Here is a 24,995-nt window from a genome sequence, read left to right on the forward strand (position 1 = left end):
TCGCTTCCGGATGGCGCCGGGACACCCGGCCGGACCCGCCGTGGCGGAGCGACTTGCCCGTGTACAGACAACTTGAAACACCAGGCCGGCGCGGTGCGTCCCGACGCCTTGAGGCGAGTCTCTCGATCTGATCTTGGTTGGGTACGGTCTCGCGGTCACCAGCCCTCAGTTCAGGGCCTGTTGCCTGCCACAGGAAGTGAATGATGACGCGAATACCACGAAGACGGACAGGGTTCGGGCCCCGCGCCCTGCGCTACCCGGCGCTCGCCCTGGCGGGGGTGCTCGCCCTGGAAACGGCGGCCTTCGCCGCCGGGACCGCCCTCAACACCCCCAAGGCCGCGCCCGCGTCGGTCGCGGCGGAGAAGGCCAACGCCGAGGCCACGGCGGAGGCCACCGCGCGGGCCCGCGCCGGGTTCCTCGGCAAGCGGGTGGAGGTCACCGAACTCCGCACCGAGTCCTCCACCACGTACATCAATCCCGACGGCACCAAGTCCATCGAGTCCGCCACCGGCCCCATCCGGGTCAAGGACGCGAAGGGCGCCTGGCAGCCCGTCGACACCACCCTGGTGTTCGAGGACGGGACCGTCCGCCCCCGGTACGCGGCGGCGGACATCGAGCTGTCGGACGGCGGCACCGGGCCGCTCGCCGAGGTCGCCAAGGGCGCGCAGAGCCTCGGCATCGGCTGGGAGGGGAACCTCCCCAAGCCCGTCCTCAAGGGCAACACCGCCACCTACCGCGATGTGCAGCCCGGCGCCGACCTCGTGGTGACGGCCCTGCCCGAGGGCTTCTCCCACTTCCTGATCCTCAAGGAGAAGCCGACCGAGCAGGTCGAACTGCGGCTCCCGGTCACCACCAAGGCGCTGAAGCTCCGCGAGACCGCCGACGAACGGCTGCTCTGGGAGGACCGCAAGGGCGCCGATGTCGCCACCGCGCCCGTCCCCGTGATGTGGGACGCGTCGAAGAGCAAGGTCTCCGGCGAGCCGGAGAGCGTCTCCAAGGTCGCCGCGACCGTCGAGAACGGCGGCGACGGGCAGACCCTCGTCCTGAAGCCGTCCCAGGCGTTCATGAACGACCCCGACGTGACCTACCCGGTCACCGTCGACCCCACCAACACCCTGCTGGGCCCGCTCACCGACACCTGGCTCCAGCACGGTGACTACCCGACCTCGCAGCGCGGCTCCACCGAGCTGAAGGCGGGCACGTACAACGGCACCGAGAAGGCCCGTTCGTTCCTCAAGTGGGACGTGGCGGCCTTCGCGGGCAAGCAGATCATCGACACGGACCTCCGGCTGTTCTCGCACTGGTCCTCGACCTGTGCCACCACCGGATCCGGCATCCAGGCCCGACGGATCACCAGCGACTGGGACCCGTCCGCCATCGCGTGGTCGGCGCAGCCCACCACCTCCGCCACCGCCGCGATCGTCTCCAAGGCCGCCAAGGGCTACAACTCGTCCTGCCCTGGTGGACTCGTCTCCTGGGACGTCGACGGCATCGTCCAGGCATGGGCCGACGGTCAGCCGAACTACGGCATCCGGCTGGCCGCCGTGGACGAGACGGACCCGCTCACCTGGCGTCGCTACCGCTCGGCGAACTTCGTCAGCGGCCGGCACGACGCGGCCACCGAGCCGACGCTGACGGTCACCGTCAACTCCACGCCGACCGTGCCGACCGCCGTCACCCTCAGCCCGCTGAAGGGCGCGGGCACGACGGTGGCGTCGCTGACGCCTTCCCTCTCGGCGCTCGTCGACGACCCGGACGGCGGTTCCTCGCTGAAGGCCGAGTTCGAGGTCGCCCCCGACCCGGCGTTCGCCGACACCACGTACACCTGGACCGGCACGTCCGAGGGATACACCCCGGGCAGCCAGGCGCTGGCGCAGATCCCGACGACCGCGCCGCTGCCGGACGGCGGACACCTGCGGGTGCGCGCCCGTACCACTGACGGGGTGGACACCTCGGCGTGGTCCGGCTGGACGGTCTTCCGGGTGGACGCCGCGAGCGTCCTGCCCGCCGATCTGCCCACCCACACGCAGACCGGGGCCACCGACTCTCCCGCCCCCCTCGCCACCGGTGTCGTCACCTCGCCCAACGGCGGCATGGTCGACGCCGAGTTCCGGCTGACGGGAGCGACCACCACCACCGTCCTCGGCACGCAGAGCGTCCCCGACGGTGACCGGGCCGGCTTCCAGATCCCGGCCAACCTGCTGACCTCCGGCGGACCGTTCACCTGGTCCATGCGGGGTTGCTACGAGGGCAAGTGCTCAGCCTGGACCGCGCCGGTACCGGTCGCCCCGGGCACCGAGCCCACCTCGCCGGCCCCGCCGGCGCCGCTGACGGTGACCCTGCCGCTGGCCACCTCCACCGCCTGCGTCGACGGCACCGGCTGCACCTCCGGGTCGACGACCGCGCCGCTGAAGGTCGGCACCGTGGGGGCCTCCGAGTGGCGCAGCCACATCAAGCCCGATCTGTCGGTCATCCCGGCCGGCGCGCGGGTGCTCGGCGCCAACCTCCAGCTCAGCGCCGCCGCGCCCGGCCTCCGGGTCGGAGCGCACGCGCTGAACGCGGCCTGGGCCCCGACGGGCACGCTGACCGCACTGGACGATGTCACCGCCCCCGGTGTCAATACGGAGGGCGCCGCCCCCGGCGCCATCGATGTCTCCGGTCTGGTCATGGGCTGGCACGACGGCTCCGACACCAACCACGGTCTGGTACTCCGCAGGACGGAGGACGAGGCCGACGACGCCGGCGCCACCCTGACCGGCTCGTCGATCGTGGTCTCCTACACCCCGGCGACGGCCCCGTCCGTGCCGTTGACCCCGCAGGCCACCCCGGGTGACGGGGGCGCCCTGATCACCTGGGACGCCAGCACCGACAGCGGCCACAACGGTGACGACCTCACCTACACGGTGGAGGCTCTCGACCCGCTCGGCGCGGTGGTGGCCACCCGTACCACCAAGACCACCGACCAGGTGTTCACCGGCCTGACCAACGGCACGGCGTACACCTTCCGGGTCAGTGCCGCGAACGTCTACGGCGTCAGCGGCACCGTCGCGACCGCCGGCGCGGTGGAGCCGCTGGCGGCCCCGCTGGGCGCGGCGGTCTACGACCAGAGCGTCCGTGAGTTCTTCGAGGCGCGCGCCTCCCTCACCACCGGGCAGCACACCACGGCCGCCGCCGCCGCGGCGGGCCGGCCGAACGCGGCCAAGTACCTCGGGCGCCTCGGCTCGGAACAGTCCTATGTGATCGACGCCCGGGACGCGCTGCTCGCCAGCTCGCTCACCCCTCAGTCGGCCACGCACACCTTCTCCGACGTGCTGGTCATCCCGGCCGCCGACGGTTCGGTGACCGTACGGGTCGCGGTGAGCGAGACCATCTCCGTGCATGACGGAACCACGGCCGAGGACGAGCTGGGCGAATCGATTCAGCGCCTGACGTTCACCGGTGGCACCACGCCCGTACTGCACGGCAGCACCAACGCGCGCCAGGTCGAACAGCGGCTCTCCGCCGACGAGGGCGCCTACGGCGCGGTGACGCACGGGGTCAAGGAGGCCGCGCCCCCCGTCGGGGTCACCGTACGGGACCTGCCGCTGGGCAACGCGGTCGGCGAAGGCATCCACCTCGGTGCCAACCCGTCGCGCTTCGAGGGGCAGTACACCGCCTTCGGCACCATCAAGGCCAGTGGCACGGCGAAGTACGCGCTGGACAACTGGAACAAGGGCCACGAGTTCGACCAGGACTGCACCAACTTCGTGTCGAAGGCGCTCAACAAGGGCGGCGGGATGCGGATGAAGGGCGTCCTGAAGAACCGGAAGAACAACGACTACTGGTACCGGGCCTGGGAGAAGCGACCCTTCCCGCTCCCGGACAGGTGGAAGTTCTCCCACACCTGGACCGTCTCGTACTGGCTCTCCGACTTCTTCATCGGTCACAGCGACGGCAGTTGGCTGGGTGAGTCGCAGAGCAAGGCCAAGGTCGGAGACATCGTCTTCTTCAAGTGGAAGGGCGACTCCAAGTGGGGGCACTCCGCCGTCGTCACCAAGATGAAGAAGGGCAAGGCGTATCTGACCTACCACAGCAGGGACAAGAAGAACGTGACGTACGACAGCGTCATGAAGCGGAACAAGGGCGCCAAGGCGTCGATCGTCCGGGTGAAGCCGGGCTGGTACTAGACAGGCCCGCTCCCCGCGCCCTCCGGAGCACACGCGTCGGCGCGCGGGCGTGACCGGTAGCCGGTGACCGGTGGTCACCAGAGGGTCCTGATCGTGGGCGGTTCCACCTCCCGCGATCAGGGCCCCGTCCGTCGTTCAGGGGGTGGCCGGATCCGTTCCGTGCCAGGAGCGCCAGAGCGAGGCGTACGCGCCGTCGGCCGCCACCAGCTCGTCATGGGTGCCCAGCTCGGTGATCCGGCCGTCCTCCATCACCGCCACCCGGTCCGCGTCGTGCGCCGTCTGGAGCCGGTGCGCGATGGCGATCACGGTCCGGCCGTCGAGGACCGCGGCCAGCGCCCGTTCCGTGTGCCGCGCGGTCCGCGGGTCCAGCAGCGCCGTGGCCTCGTCGAGTATCAGCGTGTGCGGATCGGCCAGCACCACCCGGGCCAGTGCGAGCTGCTGGGCCTGGGCGCCGTCCGGCCGGTGCCCCCGGTGGCCCAGCTCGGTGTCCAGACCGGCCGGTAGCCGGCCGGCCCAGTCGGCTCCCACGGCGACGAGCGCCGCGCACAGTTCGTCGTCGGTGGCGGCCGGTGCCGCTATCCGCAGATTGTCGCGGACCGTGCCGAGGAACACATGGTGCTCCTGGGTGACGAGGACGATCTGCCGGCGCAGCCGGTCGGGGGTCAGAGCGGCGACCGGGACCCGGCCCACCGTCACCGAACCGGCGCCCGGCGCGTCCACGCCCGCCAGCAGCCTGCCCAGGGTGGTCTTGCCCGCGCCGGACGGGCCGACGATGGCGAGCTGTTCGCCGGGCCGGACCGTCAGATCGACGCCGTGCAGCACCTCGCGCCCGCCGTCGTAGGCGTACCGGACCCCGGACACCTCGATCAGGTCCCCGTCCGGTTCGAGCGAGTCGGCCTGTACGGGGGCTTGTGCCGGTCCGGTGGAATCGTTCGGTGACGGCGATGTTGGGCCGAGCCCCTCCACCCGGGCGAAGGACGCGCCGCTGCTCTGCAACTGTTCGACGTGCTGGAGGATGGTGTCCAGCGGTTGGGCGAGCTGACGCAGATACAGGGCCGCCGCAACCACCGCGCCCAGGCTCACCGCCCCTTGGCCGTGCAGCACGCCGCCGACGAGCAGCACACCGACGACGGGCACGGTGTACGAGACGTCCACGGCCGGGAAGAGCACACTCCGCAGGAACAGGGTCCGGGTCCGGGTGGCCCGACAGGTCTCGATCGACTCCCGGCACGCCGTGATGCGACGCCGTTGCAGCCCGAGGGCCTCGATCGTGCGGGCACCCGCCGCAGTGGCCGCGAGCTGTTCCGCGAGCGACGAGTTGGCCGCTCCCTCGGCGAGATAGGCGGGCAGCGCCCGGCGCAGGTACCAGCGGGTGGCGCACCAGATGCCGAGCAGGCCGGCCACCCCGCACGCACCCAGCCGGGGATCGAGCACGAAGACGGCGCCGAGGATGAACAGCGCCTGGACGGAGGCGATCAGGACCTCGGGCCCGGCGTCGCGGAGGGTGGTCCCGACCGCCGCCACATCGGTGGTGCCCCGGGTGGTCAGGTCGCCCGTACCGGCCCGTTCGACGGCCGAGGCGGGCAGCGCGAGTGCCCGGTCGGCGAACTGCTCGCGGACCCGGGCCAGGGTGCGTTCGCCGAAGCGGTGCCCGATATGGGCGGCGTAGCGGGCCAGCAGCAGTTGGGCCACCGCGAAGACGAGGATGGCGAGGGCGAGGCGGTCCACGGTGGCCACTCCGCCACCCGCCCTGACCTCGTTGATGATCCGGCCGAGCAACCAGGGGCCGGCGAGGCCGGCCGCGGCGGCCAGTGCGTTGAGGGCGAGCATGGCGGCGAAGGCCCGGCGGTCCAGCCGGATCAGCCGGAGCGCGGCTCGGCGCACCCGGGCGGGCTCGGCGACGGGCAGCGTCCCGCGCGCCGGTCGTGCGGCGGTGGTCATCGAACGGCCTCCTCGGGCGCCGGTGCGGTCGGGGCGGGCGTCGCGTCCGTCTGGGCGGGCGTCGGGTCGTTCGAGTCGGGCGTCACTTCGGCCGGGTCGGGCGCGGGCGCGGTCTGGTGGTCGGGCGCTGGGTCGAGCGGGGCGGGCGCCGGTGCGGTCAGGTCGGGCGGGCCGTGCCGGTCCCGCGCCGGGACCGCCCGATCAGTCGCGTCGTCCGTGCCCCGGGACACCAGCAGGCGGTAGCCGGGCTCCGGGCCCAGGAGTTCACGATGGGTGCCGACGGCCGCGACCGTACCGTCGACCAGGTAGTACACGGTGTCCGCCAGCTCCAGCAGCAGCGGCGACGTACTGGTGACGAGCGTCGTGCGGCCGGACCGCGCGGCCCGCAGCCGGGTCGCGATCATCGCCTCGGTGTGGGTGTCGACCGCCGAGGTCGGTTCGACGGCGAGCAGCGTCCCGGGGTCGGCCAGCAGCGCCCGGACCAGGCGGACGCGCTGCCGCTGACCGCCCGAGAGATCACGGGCCCCCGCGCCGACGGCCGAATCGAGCCCCGCCGGCAGCCCCTGGACGATGTCCTCCGCCATGGCCGTGTGGACGGCGTGCCCGATGGCGTCCGGATCCCGGTCGTGGCGGCCGGACACCAGATCGCGCAGGGTGCCGGCGAACAGATCGGCTTCGTTGTCCGCGACCAGGATGTGTTCCCGGACCAGTGCCGGATCGATCTCGTCGAGCCGGACCCCGCCCCAGGTCGCCGCCGACCGGGTGAAGCCACCGAGCCGGTCGACCACCGCCACGGCGTCCGAAGGACCGGCGCAGGCCAGCACGGTCAGTTTCCCCGGCGCCACCGTCACACCGGACGCCGGATCGTGGAGCGCGGCCGGCGCCGGTGGTGCCTCCCGCCTCGGACCCCCGCCGCCTGCCTCGGGCTCCGAGGGCTCCAGGGACAGGAAGCCCACCACCCTCCGGGCGGCGACCAGTCCACGGCTGAGGTCGTAACCCCCCTCGATGAAGAACGCGACCGGTACCACCAGGACCGCCGTGTACCCGTAGACCGCCACCAACTCGCCGACGGTGATGGTCCCCTGTGCCGCCATCCGGGCCGCGAGCCAGGTCACCACGGAGAGGAAGAGGGTGGGCAGGCCGACGCCGAGTGCCTGGATCCAGCTCGTCACCGCGCCGACGCGGTACCCCTCGTCCCGCAACTCCCGAGAGGCGCGCCGATAGCGCTCGGCGTACACCTCCTTGCCGCCGATGCCGTTGAGTACGCGCAGTCCGCCGACGATGTCCCCGAAGCGGGCGGCGAGCCCGCCCTGATGGTCCCGGTACGTGGTCTCGACACCCTGGAGCCGCCCCAGCAGCGGGCCGACCAGCAGTGCGAGCAGCGGGACCCCGAGCAGCACGACCACGGCGAGCAGCGGTGACACCGTCAGCAGCAGCGCCGCCACGACGGCGTAGGCGAGGACCGCGCCGACGCCGGGGCCGGTGATCGTCAGCGTGTTGGCGATCACGGAGACATCGGCGAAGCCGATCGTGACGACCTCCCCGGCGGTGACCCGGCGCGGCAGTGCGGCACCCAGCCGGGTCGCCTGTTCGACCACGACCTGTACGGAACGGAAGGCGGCGTCGATCCGTACCCGGGTCATGGTGCGGTGCCGCATGACGGCCAGCCACGCGTTCAGCACCCCCACCCCCAGGAGCGCACCGGTCCAACCGAGCAGTGCGGGCCAGTGACCCGGTGCCAGGCCGTCATCGATGGCGCGGGAGAGCAGATACGGAGGCAGCGTCAGACCGACCATCCAGGCGCTGCCCAGTAGTGCGCCACCGGCGACCCGCCGCCGCTGACTGGTGACCAGCCACCAGAGGTACCGGCCGGGACCACGGCGGTCCGGGTTACCCGGGTCCATTGACGTCTCTGTCATCCACCGCACCTCTGTGATCGTGGGCAGGTCCCCCCAGACGGGCCGAGGTATCGCGAACCATTCGAAATGCCCCGCTGGCTCCGGGGCACAGGATCGCAAAGGATCAACAACCGACGCCACTCCCCGGGAGATATCACGCGCCGGGGCCCGTACGGGTCCTGCCTGTTCGGACAGCGACGCCGCCCGCCCACCCGCCCGGTACGTCAGTCGCCGTTCCGCACCAGCAGGCCGTCCACCAGATGCTCCAGCGCCTCCGTCATCTCCGTGCGCGTCGCCTCGGGATCGTCCGCGTGGGCGACCATCAACGCCGCCTCGTCCAGCGCGCCGAGAAGGATATGGGCCAGTGGCGGTACGGGCCGGGTGGTCGGCGCTCCGGAAGCCATCGCCGCCTCCAGGGCCGCTGTGATCACCCCGAGGCCGTGGTCCTGGCCGATCTCCCGCCATCGCCGCCAGCCCAGCACCCCTGGCGCGTCCAGCAGCAGGATGCGTTCCACGTCCGGCTCGGCGAAGGCGTCGAGAAACGCGCGCGCCCCCGCCTTCAACGCCTGCACCGGATCCGTGGCGACCGCCATGACCTGGCCGGCGATCCGCTCGGTCAGCTCCGCCTCGACCGTCTGCACCGTCGCGTCGAACAGATCGGTCTTGTCCCGGAATTGGTGGTAGAGCGCCCCCCGGGTCACCCCGGCGGCGCGGACGATCTCCTCGGTCCCCACCCCCGCGTAGCCGCGCTCGGCGAACAGCGACCGGGCGGCGGAGATGAGAGCCGCCCGGGTCGCCCGGGAACGCCGGGTGTGCTTGGTGCCGGTCGATTCCATCCTGCCCCCTTGAGTTCCGTACAGTCTGCATGCCACGCTACGTACATACAGTCTGTATGTAATTTGACGCGAGGGGCACCCGACATGCCACAGCTCACGCTCGACCAGGGAACCGTCCACTACCGGGACACCGGCGAAGGCGAGCCGGTGCTGTTTCTGCACGGCTATCTCATGGACAGCAGACTCTGGGAGCCGGTCGTCGACCGGCTCGCCCCGGACTTCCGGTGCATCTCCCCCGATCTGCCACTCGGCGCCCACCGCACCCCGATGAACCCCGGCGCGGACCTCAGCCTCCCGGGGATCGCCCGGCTGGTCGCCGATCTGATCGTCGCGCTCGATCTGCCCCGGGTGACCCTGGTCGGCAACGATCTCGGCACCGCCGTCGCCCAGCTCGTCGCCGCCCACCATCCGGAGCGGATCGGCCGTCTCGTCCTCACCAACGGCGAGTGCTTCGACAACTGCCCGTCCCCCTGGTTCAGAACGCTCGGGCCCAGCTCCCGGGTGCCCGGTCTGCTCACCCTGGTCTTCCAGGCCCTGCGGCTGCGTACCGTCCGTCGGATGCCCTTCGGGTTCGGTCTGCTGACCAAGGGCGCACTGCCCCACGATCTGATCGACGACTGGATGGGGGCCTTCTTCGCCGACCCCGGGGTCCGGCGCGACTGCGTCAAGGTCACCCGCGGGATCGTCCCCACGGTCCTGCTCGAACCGGCGGAGCGGCTCGCCTCCTTCGACCGGCCCACCCTGCTCGCCTTCGCCCGCGAGGACCGGCTCTTCCCCTACGCGCACGGCGAGCGGCTGGCCGCGATCGTGCCCGGCGCCCGGCTGGAGACCATGGCCGACAGCCGCACTTGGGTGATGCGCGACCAGCCCGACCTGACGGCCCGGCTCATCGGGGATTTCATCCGCAACACCCCTGCGGGCGCGGCACCGGCGGACGCCACCCCCGCCTGATCCCGGCTCAGAACCCGGCGCCCGCGCGGAACGGATGGCCAGTGGGAACCCGACGACCATGGCCCGGGCCGGTCCCGCGGGGGCTGGACCACGAGGACTCATCTGGCCTGCGAGCACGGGCAGAAGCCGCTATCGCTGCTGGTCACCACAGGTCAGTGGGGAGACAGCCCACAGTTCGGGGCAGTCCTGGAAGTCATCAGGGTCCCCGTGTCGGGCCGGCCCCTGGGACCAGCCCGGTCCCTCGTCAGCTGAGCCGGGTGGTGGCGTACACCTCGATGGCGTCGCGCTGGTACGCGGCCAGGCCGGGTGCGATCGCCTCGTACGCGGCGCGCCAGGCGCTGTTGTCCACGCAGGAGCGTCCAATGGCGCGGTACTCCTCGGCCGACACGGGCCGCAATTCGGTCATGGCCTGGTACTGGGCGTCGATCTGGGCCTGCACGGGCGTGGCGTCGGCCGGGTGGCCGGCGGCCCTCAGGTCAGCCAGCAGAACCATCTGCGTCGTGCGCTCGCGCTGTCCGGCCTCGATGTCCTGGGGGGTCATCGCGGCGACCGTGCGGGCGACTTCCTCGGCGTGCTCGGGGAAGTCACGGAGGCTCTCCTGGTACTGGGAGGGCTGAATGCCCTCGAACAGGTTCGCCGGTCGGTTGATGGTCACGGAATTGCCGTCCTTCCTGGACTGTTCCAGTTCGGCGATCGTGCGGGAGACGGTGCCTGCCAGGGTGTCGAGCCGGTCTCGCTCGGCGAGCAACCGCCGATGGTGGCCACGCAGGGCGTCCACCTCGTCGACCTGCTCGGCCAGGATCCGGCCGACCTCGGGAATCCCCACGCCCAGGGCGCGTAGTACGAGAATCTGCTGGAGCAGCAGAAGCTGACGCTCCTCGTAATAGCGGTGGCCGTTGGCCCCGATCCGGGCTGGCGGCAGCAGACCGACCTCGTCATAGTGCCGCAGGGTCCGGGCGGTCACGCCCGACATCCGAGCGACCTCCGCGATAGGCCAGTCCATCGCTGTCTCCCTCACGATCGCGTCACCGGGCCGGTTTCTCCGGCCCTGCTCAGGACGGTAGAAGCTGCCGCAGCGGCAATGGCAAGCCCGCGCCCTCACGATCCGGATGGTCGCCCGAGACTCTTCCGGACGGCCCGCCCAGCACACCAGCCACTTCTCAAGAACGACCTGGGCCCTGTCCGGGCGATCTCGTCGGGCCCGCGACGGACTGCGACGGCACGTCCCCTCGGCCCTTGGGGCCTGGGGAGGCCCCATGCCTCGGCCCACGGGGGCCTGGGGAGGCCCCATGCCTCGGCCCTTGGGGGGCGCACGCATCTGACGCCGCGGGCTGACCCTCGAAGATCGCCCGGACAGAACCTAGTCGGCGTCCTGCCGTTCCAGCCATTGGGATATCGCCCGGTTGGTTTCTTCCGGCTCCTCCTGCTGGATCCAATGGCCGCAGTCCAGATTGACCACGTCCACGTCGGGCACGAACTCCGCCAGCCTCTCGGACGGCCGGACCAGATCCCGGTCGCCGTAGATCATGAGCGTGGGCTGCCGGATGATCGGGTCCACGTCCGCCAGCAAGCGCCAGTTGCGGTCGAGGTTCCGGTACCAATTCACACTGCCCGTGAACCCGGTCGATTCGAAGGCGGAGACGAAGACGGCCAGTTCGCCGTCGCTCATGACGGGCTCACCGCGTGGTGTTTCCGCTCTGGCGAGATCGATCAGCGCCATACCCGGCCGAGGCTCTCGGGGGGGTTCGTTCTTCCGGTACATATTGCGAAGGAACTGGAAGGTGTTCTCGTCGAACACGGCGTCCGCGACGCCCGGCTGTCGATTGAAGTGGACGAAGTAGAAGTCGCCGCCGAGCACAGCCTCCATGACCTCGATCCAGGGTTGTTCGCCGCGCTCCTGGTAGGGCAGGCTCAGGTTGATCACCTTGTTCACCCGGGTCGGATGCAGCAGGGTCAGTCCCCAGACGACCATTGCACCCCAGTCATGACCGACAAAGGTGGCATCGTCGTATCCGAAGTGATCGAGAAGCGCGACAAGATCCCCCGACAGGTGTTCAATGTCGTAATCCGTCACTTCGGCCGGGCGGGACGAGTTCCCGTAACCCCGCTGATTCGGGACGATGACGTGGTAGCCCGCTGCGGCGAGGACGGGCATCTGGTGGCGCCAGGAGAAGGCATGTTCCGGCCAGCCATGACAGAGCACGATGGGTTTTCCCGCATTTTCTCGGCCTGCTTCGAAGACTTCGAGTTCCACACCGTTGACCGGGATGAGGGTGGGCTCGGGGAAATCGGCTGGATCGAACACTGTATTTCCTCTCTGTTCCTTCGGGGTGATCAGGCGGCGACGGCTCCCGAAGACCGTGTCGGCGTAACCCCCCCCGGTGACGGGGGGCAAGGATGACGCGGTCGTGGATGCGGGGACTCGTCGGTGAGGCCGTGTCGCCATCCTGGCTACCGAAACCGGTCACCCCATGACCGGTTTCCTGTGAGAGCTTTATCGGCGTGCGAACCGACCGGCTGGTGGCCGTCCTCCTTCTGCTGCAACGGCGTGAGCAGGTGACAGCGGCAGAGGTCGCCCGGGAGCTGGAGGTCTCCGAGCGCACCGCGCGCCGCGACCTCGACGCCCTGGCCATGGCCGGGGTGCCCGTGTACTCCGTGCAGGGCCGAGGCGGCGGCTGGCGCCTCGTGGGCGGCGCCCGCACCGACCTGTCCGGGTTGACCGCGAGTGAGGCCCGCGCCCTGTTCCTGGTCGCCGGACCGGCCTCGGCCGCGACGCCGGCCGTGAAGGCGGCCCTGCGCAAGCTCGTCCACGCCCTGCCGGAGCCCTTCCGGGTGCAGGCCGAGGCGGCGGCGTCGTCGTTGGTCATGGACCCGCCACGATGGGGGGCGAACCGGGTCGAGCCCCGAACACCTCGCTTCCTTGACGCACTCCAGGACGCGGTGATCCGTGGCGTCCAGGTCCGGCTCGGCTACGTCGACGGCAGCGGCGCCGAGACCGAGCGAACCGTCCACCCGCTGGGCGTCGTCGCCAAAGGCCAGTCGTGGTACCTCGTCTGCGACACCGAGGCCGGCCGGCGGACCTTCCGGATCGACCGGGTGTCGTCAGCCGACCCGACCGACGATCCCGTGCGCCGACCCGAGGGCTTCGACCTCGCCGAGAGCTGGCGCGAGATCGCCGACGAGGTCGAGCGCAGGCGCACGCCCCTGGAGATCCAGGCGGTATGCGCGCCCCACGGGATCGACCTGCTTCGGATGGCGCTCGGCGCTCGGCTTGAGGTGGGAGGTGCCACGGCCGACGGCCGCATCGAGGTCGTGATCCGGGGCCACAACGAGTACATGCTCGCCGGCGAGCTCGCCTGGCTGGTCGAATGGCTGGAGGTGACCGGCCCTCCGGGTGTGCGGAACCACCTGATCTCGATCGGCAACGCGCTCGTCGAGCGATACGGCTGAGACCGTCCCGTGGTGATCACGTGGACGGTCTCGACCGGTCAGGCCCTACACAGCCCCCTGACGCAGCCCCCTGAGGTCCTCAGCACGCCGACGTGATGGGGAAGCCCATCGAGAAGCCCATCGAAACGCGGAACCCACCGCCGCCCGGGCTCAGACCAGGCTGTCCCGCCACGCCCGGTGCAGATCCGCGAACCTGCCCGTACCGGCGATCAGATCGGCCGGGGAGCCGTCCTCCACGACCCGGCCCCGCTCCATCACCAGCACCCGGTCCGCCACCTCCACCGTGGAGAGCCGGTGCGCGATCACCACGGCCGTGCGCCCGTGCAGCACCGTGTCCATCGCGCGCTGCACCGCCCGCTCGCCGGGCACGTCCAGCGAACTCGTCGCCTCGTCCAGGATGAGTACGGACGGATCGGCCAGCAGCGCCCGGGCGAAGGCGACCAGTTGTCGCTGGCCGGCCGAGATCCGGCCACCCCGCTTCCGTACGTCCGTGTCGTACCCGTCCGGCAGACCGGCGATGAAATCGTGCGCGCCGATCGCCTTCGCCGCCTGCTCGATCTCCTCGCGGGTCGCGTCCGGCCGGCCGATGGAGATGTTCTCGGCGACCGTCCCGGAGAACAGGAACGCCTCCTGGGTCACCATCACCACCCCGCGCCGCAGTTCGGGCACGGCGAGGTCCCGGATGTCGACACCGTCGAGGAGGACCCGGCCATCGGACGGATCGTAGAAACGGGCCAGCAGCTTGGCGAGCGTGGACTTGCCCGCGCCCGTCGAACCGACGACGGCCACCGTCTGACCGGCCGGGATCGTCAGATCGAAGCGGGGGAGCACCTCGTCGCCGGTCCGGTAGGCGAAGCGGACCCCGTCGAAGACGACCTCCCGGCCGGGGTGCTCGCTGACGAGCGGCGGCAGCTCCCCGGGGTGTTCGGGCTCCGGGACGTTCGGGGTCTGGGCCAGCAGGCCCGCGATCTTCTCCAGCGACGCGGCGGCGGACTGGTAGGAGTTCAGGAACATGCCCAGCCGGTCGATCGGGTCGTAGAGCCGCCGCAGATAGAGCACGGACGCGGCGAGCACACCGAGCGCGAGGGTCCCGCCCGCCACCCGGTAGGCGCCCCAGAGCACGATCCCCGCGACCGCCGTGTTGGCGACCAGCCGGGAGCAGAGGACATAGCGCGCCATCTCCAGCAGTGCGTCACCGTTGCTGCGGCCGTGCCGGGCGTTGAGGACCGCGAACGCCTCGTCGTTGGTCTGCTCGCGCCGGAACGCGCGCACCGGGCGGATGCCGTTCATCGTCTCCGCGAACTTGACGATGACGCCGGCTATCGCGGTGGAGCGCTCGCTGTAGATGCGGGCGGCGCGCCGCTGGTAGAGCCGTACGAACAGATACAGCGGGATGAAGGAGGCGATGGCGACCGCGCCGAGGCCGAGGTCCAGCCAGAGGAGCAGCACGGAGATGTAGACGAACGCCAGGATGACGTTGATCAGTTCCTGGAGGCCCTCGTCCAGGAGTTCACGGAGCGACTCCACGTCCGTCGTCGAGCGGGAGATCAACCGGCCGGAGGTGTAGCGCTCGTGGAAGTCGACGCTCAGGGCCTGCGCATGACGGAAAATCCGGCCGCGCAGATCCAGCAGGACGTCCTGGTTGAGCCGGGCGGAGGTGGTGATGAAGAGGTACTGGAGCAGTCCGGCGCCGAACGCGCTCACCGCGTAGCCGATGGCGACGGCGATCAGCGGCCCGTAGTCGTTCTCACGGAAGGCGGGGACGCCCCGGTCGATCGCGTAGGCGACGAGCAGCGGACCGGCCTGGACGGCGGCCTGCTGGAAGAGCAGCAGCACCGCGACCCTGATCACGCGCCCCCGGTGCGGGGAGAGCAGCGACCGGAGCAGCCGGCCGGTGGCGCCCTTGGCGACGGGGAGATCGTCCTGGTCGAAGGGGTCCCCGGCGCCCTGGTCCGGCCGGCCGGCGGCCGGCCCGGAGGGCGGCCCCACGACGGTGTCACCGGCGGAAACCTCGGCGCGCTCGGCGGCCTTGGCAACCTCGCCGGGCTTGGCGACCTCGGCGCGCTCGCCGGCCTCGGCCGCCTCGGCGCGCTCGGTGCCTTCGGTGGGGGACTCGGTGGCGGCCGTCATCGTGCGTTTCCTTCCCTGGGGTCGTCCGACCCGTCCGCGTGGCCCTGGCTCTGGATCTGGCCCTGGCCACGGCCGTCCGGCCGCTCCGGCCCGTCGGTCCCGTCCGCTGTCGCCCCCGACATCAGCCACGCGTACTCCGCATTCGTCCGCAGTAGTTCCTGATGGGTGCCGACGGCTGCGATCCGGCCCTCGGAGAGCAGCGCCACCCGGTCCGCGAGCAGCACCGTCGAAGGGCGGTGGGCCACCACCAGCGCGGTGGTGTCCCGGAGCACCCGGCGCAGTGCCGCTTCCACCAGTGCCTCCGTGTGGACGTCGAGCGCGGAGAGCGGGTCGTCGAGTATCAGGAACCTGGGTCCGCCGACCACCGCGCGCGCCAACGCCAGCCGCTGTCGCTGACCGCCCGACAGGCTCAGGCCCTGCTCGCCGACCTCCGTGTCCACACCGTTCGGGAGTGAGCGTACGAAACCGGCCTGGGCGACATCCAGAGCGCGATCCAGGTCGGCCTGGCGTGAATCGCTCGTGTTCGCCGTGCCCATGAGCACGTTCTCGCCCACGGTCGCGGAGAAGAGGGTGGGTTCCTCGAAGGCCACCGACACCAGTTCACGCAGCTCCTGCCGGGGCATCGCGGTGATGTCCGCGCCGTCCAGGGTGATCCGGCCGGCGGTCGGTTCATGGAGCCGGGGTACGAGGGAGGTGAGGGTGGTCTTTCCGCTGCCGGTGCCGCCGACGAGGGCCATGGTCTCGCCGGGACGGATGCGTAGATCGATGCGGTCGAGCACGGGCCGGGCATCGGCCGGGGCGTCGGGGAAGCGGAACCGGACCCCGTCGAACCGCAGCCCATCCGCCCCGTCGTCGCCGTCGCCTTCTTCGTCACCTTCGGTGGCCCCCGTGGAGGCCGTCTTCTCGGGGGCCGCCTTCTGGCGGGGCACCCGCACCGAGGCCGCCTTCCGCAGGGCCGCCTGCTCCGCGCCCGCGCCCCCCGCGCTCTCCTCTTCCGTGGCGGTCTGGTCGGCGGCGGTCGCCTCCTGGAAGGTCTCCGCCTCCCGCTCCTCGTCCATCACCTCGAAGTACCGTTCCGTCGCCGTCGCCGCCTCCTGGCTCATCGCCAGCAGGAAACCGATCGACTCCACGGGCCAGCGCAGCGCCAGCGCCGTCGACAGGAACGCGACCAGCGTGCCCGCCGACAGATTCCCGTCCGCGACCTGGACCGTGCCCAGGATCAGCGCGGCGCCGATGGCCGTTTCGGGGATGACAGTGATCAGCGCCCAGATGCCCGCCAGCAGCCGCGCCTTGACCAGCTCCGTACCGCGAAGCTGCTGGGACAGCTCGCGGAAGGCGAGGGCCTGACTGCGGTGGCGGCCGAAGCCCTTGACGATCCGGATGCCGAGCACGCTCTCCTCGACGACCGTCGTCAGATCGCCCACCTGGTCCTGTGCGCGCCGGGCGGCGATCGAGTACCGCGACTCGAAGTAGGAACAGAGCACGACCAGCGGGATGATCGGCGCCGTGAGCACCAGCCCCAGCGTCCAGTCCTGCCACAGCAGAACCACATAGCCGACGAGGATCGTGACCCCGTTGACCAGCAGGAACGTCAGCGGGAACGCCAGGAACATCCGCAACAGCGCCAGATCCGTGGTGCTCCGGGAGAGCAGTTGCCCCGATGCCCAGCGGTCGTGGAAGGAGAGCGGCAGCCGTTGCAGATGCGCGTACAGATCGGCGCGCATCGCCACCTCGACGCCCGCCAGCGGGCGGGCCACCAGCCAGCGCCGGAATCCGAAGAGCAGCGCCTCGGCGAAGCCGAGCAGCAGCAGCGCCAGGGCCCCGAGCCAGACGCCCCCGGGGTTCTTCTCCGCCACCGGGCCGTCCACGATCCACTTCAGCACGAGCGGAATGACCAGGCTGAGGCAGGAGGCCACGATCGCGACGAACGCGGCGCTGAACAGCCGCGCGCGGACGGGCCGCACATACGGCCAGAGCCGCAGTAGTGAGCGCACGGCGGACCGGTCCTTGGCGGATACATGTTTGGTGGGCATCAGGAGTGAGCCTACGATTTATCCCTGACCGCTCTCACCTCAATTAGCGGTCGATCCGCACCGGGGAGGCTCGGGTCGCGAGCCCGGGTCACGAGTCCACCCGCAGCAACAGCACCGACCGCCCGCCCACGGTCACCGTCTCCCCGCCCTCGTACCCCGTCCCCGGCGCCGTGTCCTGTTCCGCCACCGCCGTGTCGACCACCACCCGGTACGACTCCGCCCAGGGCGCGCCCGGCAGCCGGAACTCCACCGGCCGGTGGTCCGCGTGCAGGATCAGCAGGAAGCTGTCGTCCGTCACCGGTACGCCCCGGGCGTCCCGGCCCGGTATGTCCCGGCCGGAGAGGTAGAGCGCCACCGTCCCGGAAGGCGCGTACCAGTCGGATTCGGTCATCTCCCGCCCCCTCGTGGTGAACCAGGCGAGGTCCCGCAGCCCGTCCGCCGTGTGCGCGCGGCCCGAGAAGAACGCACGGCGGCGCAGCACCGGATGGGCCCGCCGCAACGCCAGTAGGCGCGTGGTCAGGGCGAGCAGTCCGCGCGGCCCCGGCTCCCCGACGAGCGACCAGTCCACCCAGCCGACCTCGTTGTCCTGGCAGTAGGCGTTGTTGTTACCGCCCTGCGTACGGCCCATCTCATCGCCCGCGACCAGCATCGGCACCCCCGTGGACAGCAGCAGGGTGGTCAGTAGATTGCGGATCTGGCGCAGCCGTAGCGCGATGACGGCCGGGTCATCGGTCTCGCCCTCGGCGCCGCAGTTCCAGGAACGGTTGTCATGGGTGCCGTCGCGGTTGGACTCGCCGTTGGCCTCGTTGTGCTTCCGCTCGTAGCTCACCAGGTCGCGCAGGGTGAAGCCGTCGTGCGCGGTGACGAAGTTGATGGAGGCGTACGGGCGCCGCCCGCCCCACGCGTACAGATCACTGGACCCTGAGAGCCGGTATCCCAGATCGCGTACGTCGGGGAGCGCGCCGCGCCAGAAGTCCCGTACGGCATCCCGGTAGCGGTCGTTCCACTCGGTCCACAGCGGCGGGAAGGCGCCCACCTGGTAGCCGCCGGAGCCCACGTCCCACGGTTCGGCGATCAGTTTCACCCGGCGCAGCACCGGGTCCTGGGCGATCACCGCGAGGAACGGCGAGAGCATGTCCACATCGTGCATCGAGCGGGCGAGCGCCGCCGCGAGGTCGAAGCGGAAGCCGTCCACGCCCATCTCGCTGACCCAGTAGCGCAGGGAGTCGGTGATCAGCCGCAGGACGTGTGGCTGTACGACGTGGAGGGTGTTGCCGCAGCCCGTGTAGTCGGCGTAGGCGCGGGCGTCGGGCTGGAGCCGGTAGTAGCCCCGGTTGTCGATGCCCCGCAGGGAGAGGGTGGGGCCCAGCTCACCCGATTCCGCCGTGTGGTTGTAGACCACGTCGAGGATGACCTCGATCCCCGCCGCGTGCAGCGCCCGCACCATCCGGCGGAACTCGCCGACCTGCTGTCCGCGCGTCCCGCTCGCCGCGTACCCCGCGTGCGGGGCGAAGTAGCCGATGGAGTTGTAGCCCCAGTAGTTCCGCAGGCCCCGCCGCAGCAGATGGTCCTCGTGCGCGTACTGATGGACGGGGAGCAGTTCGACGGCGGTGACTCCCAGCCGTACGAGATGGTCGACGGCGGCCGGGTGCGCCAGGCCGGCGTAGGTGCCGCGCAGTTCCTCGGGGATGCCGGGGTGGCGCCGGGTGAAACCCCGGACGTGTAATTCGTAGATGACCGTATCGGCCCACGGGGTCTTCGGCCGGCGGTCGTCCCGCCACTCGTCGTCGGGGGAGTCGTCGTGGACCACCACCCCCTTGGGGACGTACGGGGCCGAGTCCCGGTCGTCCCGTACGGTGTCGGCGAGCTGTCGCCGGGGCCAGTCGCGGACGTGTCCGTACACCTCCGGGGGGAGGGAGAAGTCGCCGTCCACGGCGCGTGCGTACGGGTCGAGCAGGAGTTTCGCCGGATTCCAGCGGGCTCCGGTCCAGGGGTCCCAGCGGCCGTGCACCCGGTAGCCGTACCGCTGGCCCGGCCTGACACCGGGGACGAAGCCGTGCCAGATCTCATGCGTCAGCTCGGTCAGCGGCAGCCGGGTCTCCGTCTCGTCCCGGCCGTCCCGGCCGTCCCGGCCCTCCCCGCCGTGGTCGCGGCTGGTGGTGGCGGTGTCGAACAGACACAGTTCGACCGACTCGGCCCCACCGGCCCAGAGCGCGAAATTGGTCCCGGCGATCCCGTCGGGGCCGATCCGGAACCGGGCCCCGAGGGGAGTCGGCGACCCCGGCCACACGACCGGTCCCGCCACGGGCGGAGGGACGGGGGCCGGTCCCACCAGCGCCGGAGGGACGGGGGCCGGTGCCGCCACGGCCGGATGGGTAGGGGCCGGTCTCGCCACGCTCGGAGGCGACCCGGTCCCCTCGCGTACCGTCTCCCGAACCTCGTCCCGCACGCCGTCCCGTACCGTCTCCCGCACGCCGTCCCGTACCGTCTCCCGTTCGGCTGCGCTCGACACCCGTCGGCCTCCCGCGGCTCATCGGACCACGCGGGCTCGCTCCGGCCGGCGGTGTCCCCCGCCCCGGTCCCCGTCCCCCGGGCTCCTCTCACCTGTTCTGCCCGCCATGTGGTTCTCTCAAAATCCCGTCACGTTTCCCCGGCGTGACCCCCGTCGTTGGTGGGGCGTGAGACACGTACTGAAGCGGGCAGGGCGGTCCACGGCGACCGTGCTGACCTGGGCAGGACTGATGGCAGGACTGATGGCCGGCCTCTCCGGCTGCACCGATGGGACCTTTGACATCGGCGGCAAGCCGCGATCCGGCGACGACGCGATCCGTATCGTCCCCGACGACGGAGCGAAGGGGGTGGCCCCCGACGGCCGCCTCGAAGTGCGGTTGCCCAGCGGGCGCCTCGAACGGGTCACGGTGACCCGGATCGAGAACGAGACGCCCACCGAGGTCCCCGGCACGATCTCCGACGACGGTCTGCGCTGGCGGCCCACCGAGGGCACCCACCTGGGACTCGCCGCCAAATACAGCGTGGACGCGGTCGCCCTGGACGGCCACGGCCGTCGCTCGGCCCGGCACACCACCTTCACCACGGAGGTCCCCGAACACCGTTTCATCGGCTACTTCAAACCCGAGAACCGGGCCGTCGTCGGCACCGGAATGATCGTCTCCGTCGACTTCAACCAGGAGATCGAGAACCGCGCCGAGGTGGAGCGCGCCGTCCGGGTCACCGCCGACCCCCCGGTGGAGATCGTCGGCCACTGGTTCGGCAAGAAGCGCCTCGACCTCCGACCGAGCCGGTACTGGAAACCGGGCACCAAGGTCACGGTCGAGCTGCGACTGCGGGACGTCCAGGCGGCACCGGGCGCGTACGGCATCCAGAACAAGAAGGTCGCCTTCACCATCGGCCGCTCCCAGGTGTCCCTGGTGGACGCGGAGGCCAAGACGATGGAGGTGCGGCGGGACGGGAACCTCCTGGCGACGGTGCCGATCACCGCGGGGGCGCCCAAGACGACCACGTACAACGGAAAGATGGTGGTCAGTGAGTTGCTGGAGGTGACCAGGATGGACGGCAGGACGGTCGGCTTCGGCGGCGAGTACGACATCAAGGACGTGCCGCACGCGATGCGGCTGACCAAGACCGGCACCTTTCTGCACGGCAACTACTGGGCTCCCCCGGAGACCTTCGGCCAGGTCAACGTCAGCCACGGCTGTATCGGACTCCGTGACGACAAGGGCGGCAGCGGGGACTCCCCGGCCGGCTGGTTCTTCGACCGGACCCTGGTCGGCGATGTGGTCGAGGTGATCAATTCCCGGGACAAGGGGGTCGATCCCAGCAACGGCCTCAGCGGCTGGAACCTGGACTGGCAACGCTGGAAGGCGGGTTCCGCCCTGCGCTGAGCCCCGCACGACTCCCTCCGGACGACTCCCTCCGGACGGCCCCCCGGGCGGGGGCCCCTCTCCTGGCGGGGCCCTCCTCCCTGCCCGCCTTCCCTGCCTCGCCTCCTCTGCTTCCCTCGCGCTGTTTCTCCCGGTCAAGGGGCAACCGAAGCGGTCCGCCGACGCGTTGCACCTGTTGGGACGGAACGGTGACACCCATGGCGGTGAACCCTCCATCTCGGTGTGATTATCTGGCGGCGTGCGTACGCAAGACGCGCGGGCGTGGGGGCGTGGCGGGGGCCAGGCCGTGCGAAGGGGAGAGAACATGAAGAACGGGCATCCGATATCGGGGGCAACGATCGGGGCCGGTCGGCGGCGGACGTCCGTCGCCATCGCCGGGGCCGTCGGAGCACTGCTGGTGCTGGTCACGGCGTGCGGAGGCGGCGACCCCGGCGGGAGTGACGGCAAGGGCGACGGCAAGGGCGGCACCACGAAGGGCGACACGGTCGGGAACACGACCTCCCGGGCGGTGGTCACCGTCGCGCCCCAGGACGGCGCGACGGCGGTCGCCACCCGAGGCGCCCTGCGGATCACCGCCGCCGGGGGGCGGTTGACCACGGTCACCGTCCAGAACGACAAGAGCGGTGCCGCGGTCGAGGGCCGGATCGCCGCCGACGGAGCCTCCTGGCAGCCGGCGCGGCATCTGGCGTCCGGCACCGCCTACCGGGTGCGCGCCGTCGCCAAGGACGCGGACGGCCGCGAGACCGTCCGGGCGTCCCGCTTCACCACCCTCGTACCGAAGAAGACCTTCATCGGGGAGTACACCCCCGAGGACAAGTCGACGGTCGGCGTCGGGATGCCGGTCTCCCTGCGGTTCAGCCGGGGCATCACCGACCCCGCGGCCGTCGAGAAGGCCATCACGGTGACCGCGGCGCCGGCGGTGCCGATCGAGGGCCACTGGTTCGGCAACGACCGGCTCGACTTCCGGCCGGAGAAGTACTGGGCCGCGGGCACCAAGGTGACCGTCAAGCTCGATCTGGACGGGGTCGAGGGCCGCCCGGGTGTGTACGGCAAGCAGGCCAAGACGGTGACGTTCACCGTCGGCCGCAGCCAGATATCCACCGTGGACGCCAAGTCCAAGCGGATGAAAGTCGTCCGGGACGGCCGTCAGATCAAGGACATCGCGATCACGGCGGGTGCCGCGGCGACCCCCACCTACAACGGTCAGATGGTGATCAGCGAGAAGTACAAGGTGACCCGGATGAACGGCGCCACCGTGGGCTTCGGCGGGGAGTACGACATCGAGGACGTGCCGCACGCGATGCGGCTGTCCCAGTCGGGCACCTTCATCCACGGCAACTACTGGGCCCCGTCCGCCTTCGGCAACGCGAACGTCAGCCACGGCTGTGTGGGCCTGCGCGACGCGCAGGGCGGCCGAGGGAACACCCCGGGCGCCTGGTTCTACGACAAGTCGCTGATCGGCGATGTGGTCATCGTCAAGAACTCCCAGGACAAGCAGATAGCCCCGGACAACGGCCTCAACGGCTGGAACATGCCCTGGGCGGAGTGGATCAAGTAGTCCGTCACCTCCGTACGCCGGGCCCGGTGCTGTGACCGACAGCACCGGGCCCGCTGTCGTCGTGCCGGTTAACCTGCCGCCATGACGACGACAGTGACATTCGAGGTCTCCGACGGCGTGGGCACCGTACGGCTGGACCGCCCGCCGATGAACGCGCTGAACATCGCGATGCAGGACCGGCTGCGCGAACTCGCCGACGAGGCGACCCGCCGCGACGACGTCCGGGCCGTGGTGCTGTACGGCGGGGAGAAGGTGTTCGCGGCCGGCGCGGACATCAAGGAGATGCGGGAGATGGACCACGCGGCGATGGTCCTACGGTCCCGGGGGCTCCAGGACTCGTTCACCGCCATCGCCCGCATCCCGAAGCCCGTCGTCGCGGCGGTCACCGGCTACGCCCTCGGCGGCGGCTGCGAATTGGCGCTCTGCGCCGACTTCCGGATCGCCGGGGAGAACGCCAAGCTCGGCCAGCCGGAGGTCCTGCTCGGGCTGATCCCCGGCGCGGGCGGCACCCAGCGGCTCGCCCGGCTGATCGGCCCCGCCAAGGCCAAGGACCTGATCTTCACCGGCCGCCAGGTGCGGGCGGACGAGGCACTCGCGCTCGGCCTGGTGGACCGGGTGGTGCCGGCGGCCGAGGTGTACGAGCAGGCTCATGCCTGGGCCGCCCGGCTCGCCAAGGGGCCCGCGCTGGCGCTGCGGGCCGCGAAGGAGTCCATCGACGCGGGTCTGGAGACGGACATCGACACCGGGCTGACGATCGAGCGGAACTGGTTCGCCGGGCTGTTCGCGACGGAGGACCGCGAGCGCGGGATGCGCAGCTTCGTCGAGGAGGGGCCGGGCAAGGCGGTCTTCGGCTGATCGCGGCCCGCGGAGGCTCAATTCCCCACGGTGGGTCCACCGTCAGCGCATCGTGTGGAAAGTGGGGGTCAGGGCTCCGTTCGGCTCCTATTGACGAGGTGTCAATGCAGCTCAGCGCGGGCGTACGGGTACGCATGACGCCGCCGTCATATGCCGGTGGAGGCCCTCGGAGTGATCGCGGTCCGGGGCCCTATTCCGCTGGAACGACCACGGAAGTCGCGCGTTGCGGCCATGATGGTGGGCATGGCGGGCCTCGAAGGTGTGGAACAACCGCGGCAGCGCGACAGTGCGCCCGCACCTCGGTGGGTGACCGCACCCGAGGACGAACAGGCCCTGAAAGCCGTCGAGTTGTACGGGAACCCGGCGGAAGGAGAGGTCCGCCTCGCCTCCCGCCCCGAATCCGCGGCCGTCGCGCGGCGACTGACGCACTGCGTCGCCCTGCGGCAGTGGGCGCTCTCCGCCACCACCGCCGAACACGCGGTGTTACTCGTCTCGGAGCTGGTGGGGAACGCGGTCCGGCACACCGGTGCGCGGGTCTTCGGGTTACGGATGCTGCGCCGTCGGGGGTGGATCAGGATCGAGGTCCGTGATCCCTCGCGCGGGCTGCCCTGTCTGCTGCCGGTCCAGCCGATGGACATCAGCGGCCGGGGGCTCTCCCTCGTGGACAAGCTCTCCGACCGGTGGGGGGTGGATCTGCTGCCGCGCGGAAAGACGACCTGGTTCGAGATGCGGGTCACCGAGCGCCACGCGCCCGCGTCCGTACCCTTGCCCGCGTCCGCGCCTCTGCCTGCGTCCGCGCCTCTGCCCGCCTCCGTGTCTCTGGCTGCCTCCGCGCCTCCGCTCCCGTCTCCGCCCGAGCTCTGAGGCGCGGCGGGCCGGTGTGCAGGGTCGACCGCGACGGCGCCGCGGGCGCCACGCGCACCACGGGTATCGCAGGCACCACGGGTATCGCAGGCACCACGGGTGCCGGGGTCGCGGCGCGACGGGACCACACGTGCGACGGCGCACGCAGAAGCCCCCGTGCTGGCCGGGGATACGGCGTGCCGGGGGCTTCTGTGAAGCGCCGTGGAATGGGGGGGTGTATCCACGGCGGCTGACGACGACCTGGCCCGGGTCAATGGGGGTCGTTCCCTCGACTATGGCAGACGGGGAAGCGTCACCCAAATCCGCAACACCGTCATAGTCCACCATTCTCGACATATCGCTCATGAATCACAGGTGGGGTAGGTCACCCACCTGGTATATAGCGCATAAACTTCGCCCCTAGCGAATGTT

At 71.0% G+C, this 24,995-nt stretch carries 14 protein-coding genes and 1 pseudogene; 7 read left to right on the top strand and 8 right to left on the bottom strand.

Annotated features, from left to right (window positions below; genetic code table 11):
• Positions 1-203 precede the first annotated feature (203 nt).
• Complete coding sequence (locus ACH4S7_RS17780) at positions 204-4,166, top strand: DNRLRE domain-containing protein (RefSeq protein WP_398522126.1); 3,963 nt, start codon at positions 204-206, stop codon at positions 4,164-4,166.
• Between the two features lie 135 nt (positions 4,167-4,301).
• On the opposite strand, the gene ACH4S7_RS17785 is transcribed toward ACH4S7_RS17780, so the two are convergent.
• From ACH4S7_RS17785 to ACH4S7_RS17795, 3 genes are all read right to left on the bottom strand, one after another.
• A complete protein-coding gene (locus ACH4S7_RS17785; RefSeq protein WP_398522127.1) occupies positions 4,302-6,107 on the bottom strand; it encodes an ABC transporter ATP-binding protein in 1,806 nt (601 codons plus the stop codon).
• Positions 6,104-8,026 carry an ABC transporter transmembrane domain-containing protein gene (locus ACH4S7_RS17790; protein WP_398522128.1) on the bottom strand — a complete coding sequence of 641 codons (1,923 nt, stop codon included), beginning with the start codon at positions 8,024-8,026 and terminating at the stop codon, positions 6,104-6,106. The genes ACH4S7_RS17785 and ACH4S7_RS17790 overlap by 4 nt, the downstream gene beginning before the upstream one ends.
• A gap of 203 nt (positions 8,027-8,229) precedes the next feature.
• A complete protein-coding gene (locus ACH4S7_RS17795; RefSeq protein ID WP_398522129.1) occupies positions 8,230-8,841 on the bottom strand; it encodes a TetR/AcrR family transcriptional regulator in 612 nt (203 codons plus the stop codon).
• Positions 8,842-8,925: 84 nt separating this feature from the next.
• Here ACH4S7_RS17795 and ACH4S7_RS17800 point away from each other — a divergent pair, with 84 nt between their 5' ends.
• The gene (locus ACH4S7_RS17800; RefSeq protein ID WP_398522130.1) at positions 8,926-9,792 is read left to right on the top strand and encodes an alpha/beta fold hydrolase; all 867 of its coding nucleotides are present in this window, start codon (positions 8,926-8,928) and stop codon (positions 9,790-9,792) included.
• 244 nt (positions 9,793-10,036) lie between these two features.
• Here the strand turns inward: ACH4S7_RS17800 and ACH4S7_RS17805 are convergent, their stop codons facing one another.
• Both ACH4S7_RS17805 and ACH4S7_RS17810 read right to left on the bottom strand, forming a co-directional pair.
• Positions 10,037-10,795, bottom strand: coding sequence for a MerR family transcriptional regulator (locus tag ACH4S7_RS17805; protein ID WP_398522131.1), 759 nt, complete (start codon positions 10,793-10,795; stop codon positions 10,037-10,039).
• Positions 10,796-11,152: 357 nt separating this feature from the next.
• Entirely contained in the window at positions 11,153-12,097 is a 945-nt protein-coding gene (locus ACH4S7_RS17810) for an alpha/beta fold hydrolase (RefSeq protein ID WP_398522132.1), read from the bottom strand.
• Positions 12,098-12,294: 197 nt separating this feature from the next.
• On the opposite strand from ACH4S7_RS17810, the gene ACH4S7_RS17815 reads away from it, so the two are divergent.
• The gene (locus ACH4S7_RS17815; protein ID WP_398522133.1) at positions 12,295-13,242 is read left to right on the top strand and encodes a helix-turn-helix transcriptional regulator; all 948 of its coding nucleotides are present in this window, start codon (positions 12,295-12,297) and stop codon (positions 13,240-13,242) included.
• Between the two features lie 150 nt (positions 13,243-13,392).
• Here ACH4S7_RS17815 and ACH4S7_RS17820 read toward each other — a convergent pair whose 3' ends face one another.
• From ACH4S7_RS17820 to glgX, 3 genes are all read right to left on the bottom strand, one after another.
• Entirely contained in the window at positions 13,393-15,372 is a 1,980-nt protein-coding gene (locus ACH4S7_RS17820; RefSeq protein ID WP_398522134.1) for an ABC transporter ATP-binding protein, read from the bottom strand.
• Positions 15,369-17,405 carry an ABC transporter ATP-binding protein gene (locus ACH4S7_RS17825; protein WP_398522135.1) on the bottom strand — a complete coding sequence of 679 codons (2,037 nt, stop codon included), beginning with the start codon at positions 17,403-17,405 and terminating at the stop codon, positions 15,369-15,371. Before ACH4S7_RS17825 ends, ACH4S7_RS17820 begins: the two co-directional genes overlap by 4 nt.
• A gap of 88 nt (positions 17,406-17,493) precedes the next feature.
• Positions 17,494-19,917 (bottom strand): glycogen debranching protein GlgX, encoded by a 2,424-nt coding sequence (gene glgX, locus ACH4S7_RS17830; protein WP_398522136.1) that lies wholly within the window; start codon positions 19,915-19,917, stop codon positions 17,494-17,496.
• A 166-nt stretch (positions 19,918-20,083) separates the two neighbouring features.
• Between glgX and ACH4S7_RS17835 the strand changes: the two genes are divergently transcribed.
• The 4 genes and pseudogenes from ACH4S7_RS17835 to ACH4S7_RS17850 form a co-directional block, all read left to right on the top strand.
• The gene (locus tag ACH4S7_RS17835; RefSeq protein WP_398522137.1) at positions 20,084-21,307 is read left to right on the top strand and encodes an Ig-like domain-containing protein; all 1,224 of its coding nucleotides are present in this window, start codon (positions 20,084-20,086) and stop codon (positions 21,305-21,307) included.
• A 304-nt stretch (positions 21,308-21,611) separates the two neighbouring features.
• On the top strand, positions 21,612-22,865 hold the full coding sequence (locus ACH4S7_RS17840; protein WP_398522138.1) for an Ig-like domain-containing protein: 1,254 nt from the start codon (positions 21,612-21,614) through the stop codon (positions 22,863-22,865).
• 81 nt (positions 22,866-22,946) lie between these two features.
• Complete coding sequence (locus ACH4S7_RS17845; RefSeq protein WP_398522139.1) at positions 22,947-23,720, top strand: enoyl-CoA hydratase/isomerase family protein; 774 nt, start codon at positions 22,947-22,949, stop codon at positions 23,718-23,720.
• A 231-nt stretch (positions 23,721-23,951) separates the two neighbouring features.
• Positions 23,952-24,464 (top strand): annotated as a pseudogene (locus ACH4S7_RS17850) (ATP-binding protein); the annotation flags it as partial.
• Positions 24,465-24,995: the final 531 nt, after the last annotated feature.

This window comes from Streptomyces sp. NPDC020965, assembly GCF_044333555.1.
Lineage (GTDB): Bacteria > Actinomycetota > Actinomycetes > Streptomycetales > Streptomycetaceae > Streptomyces.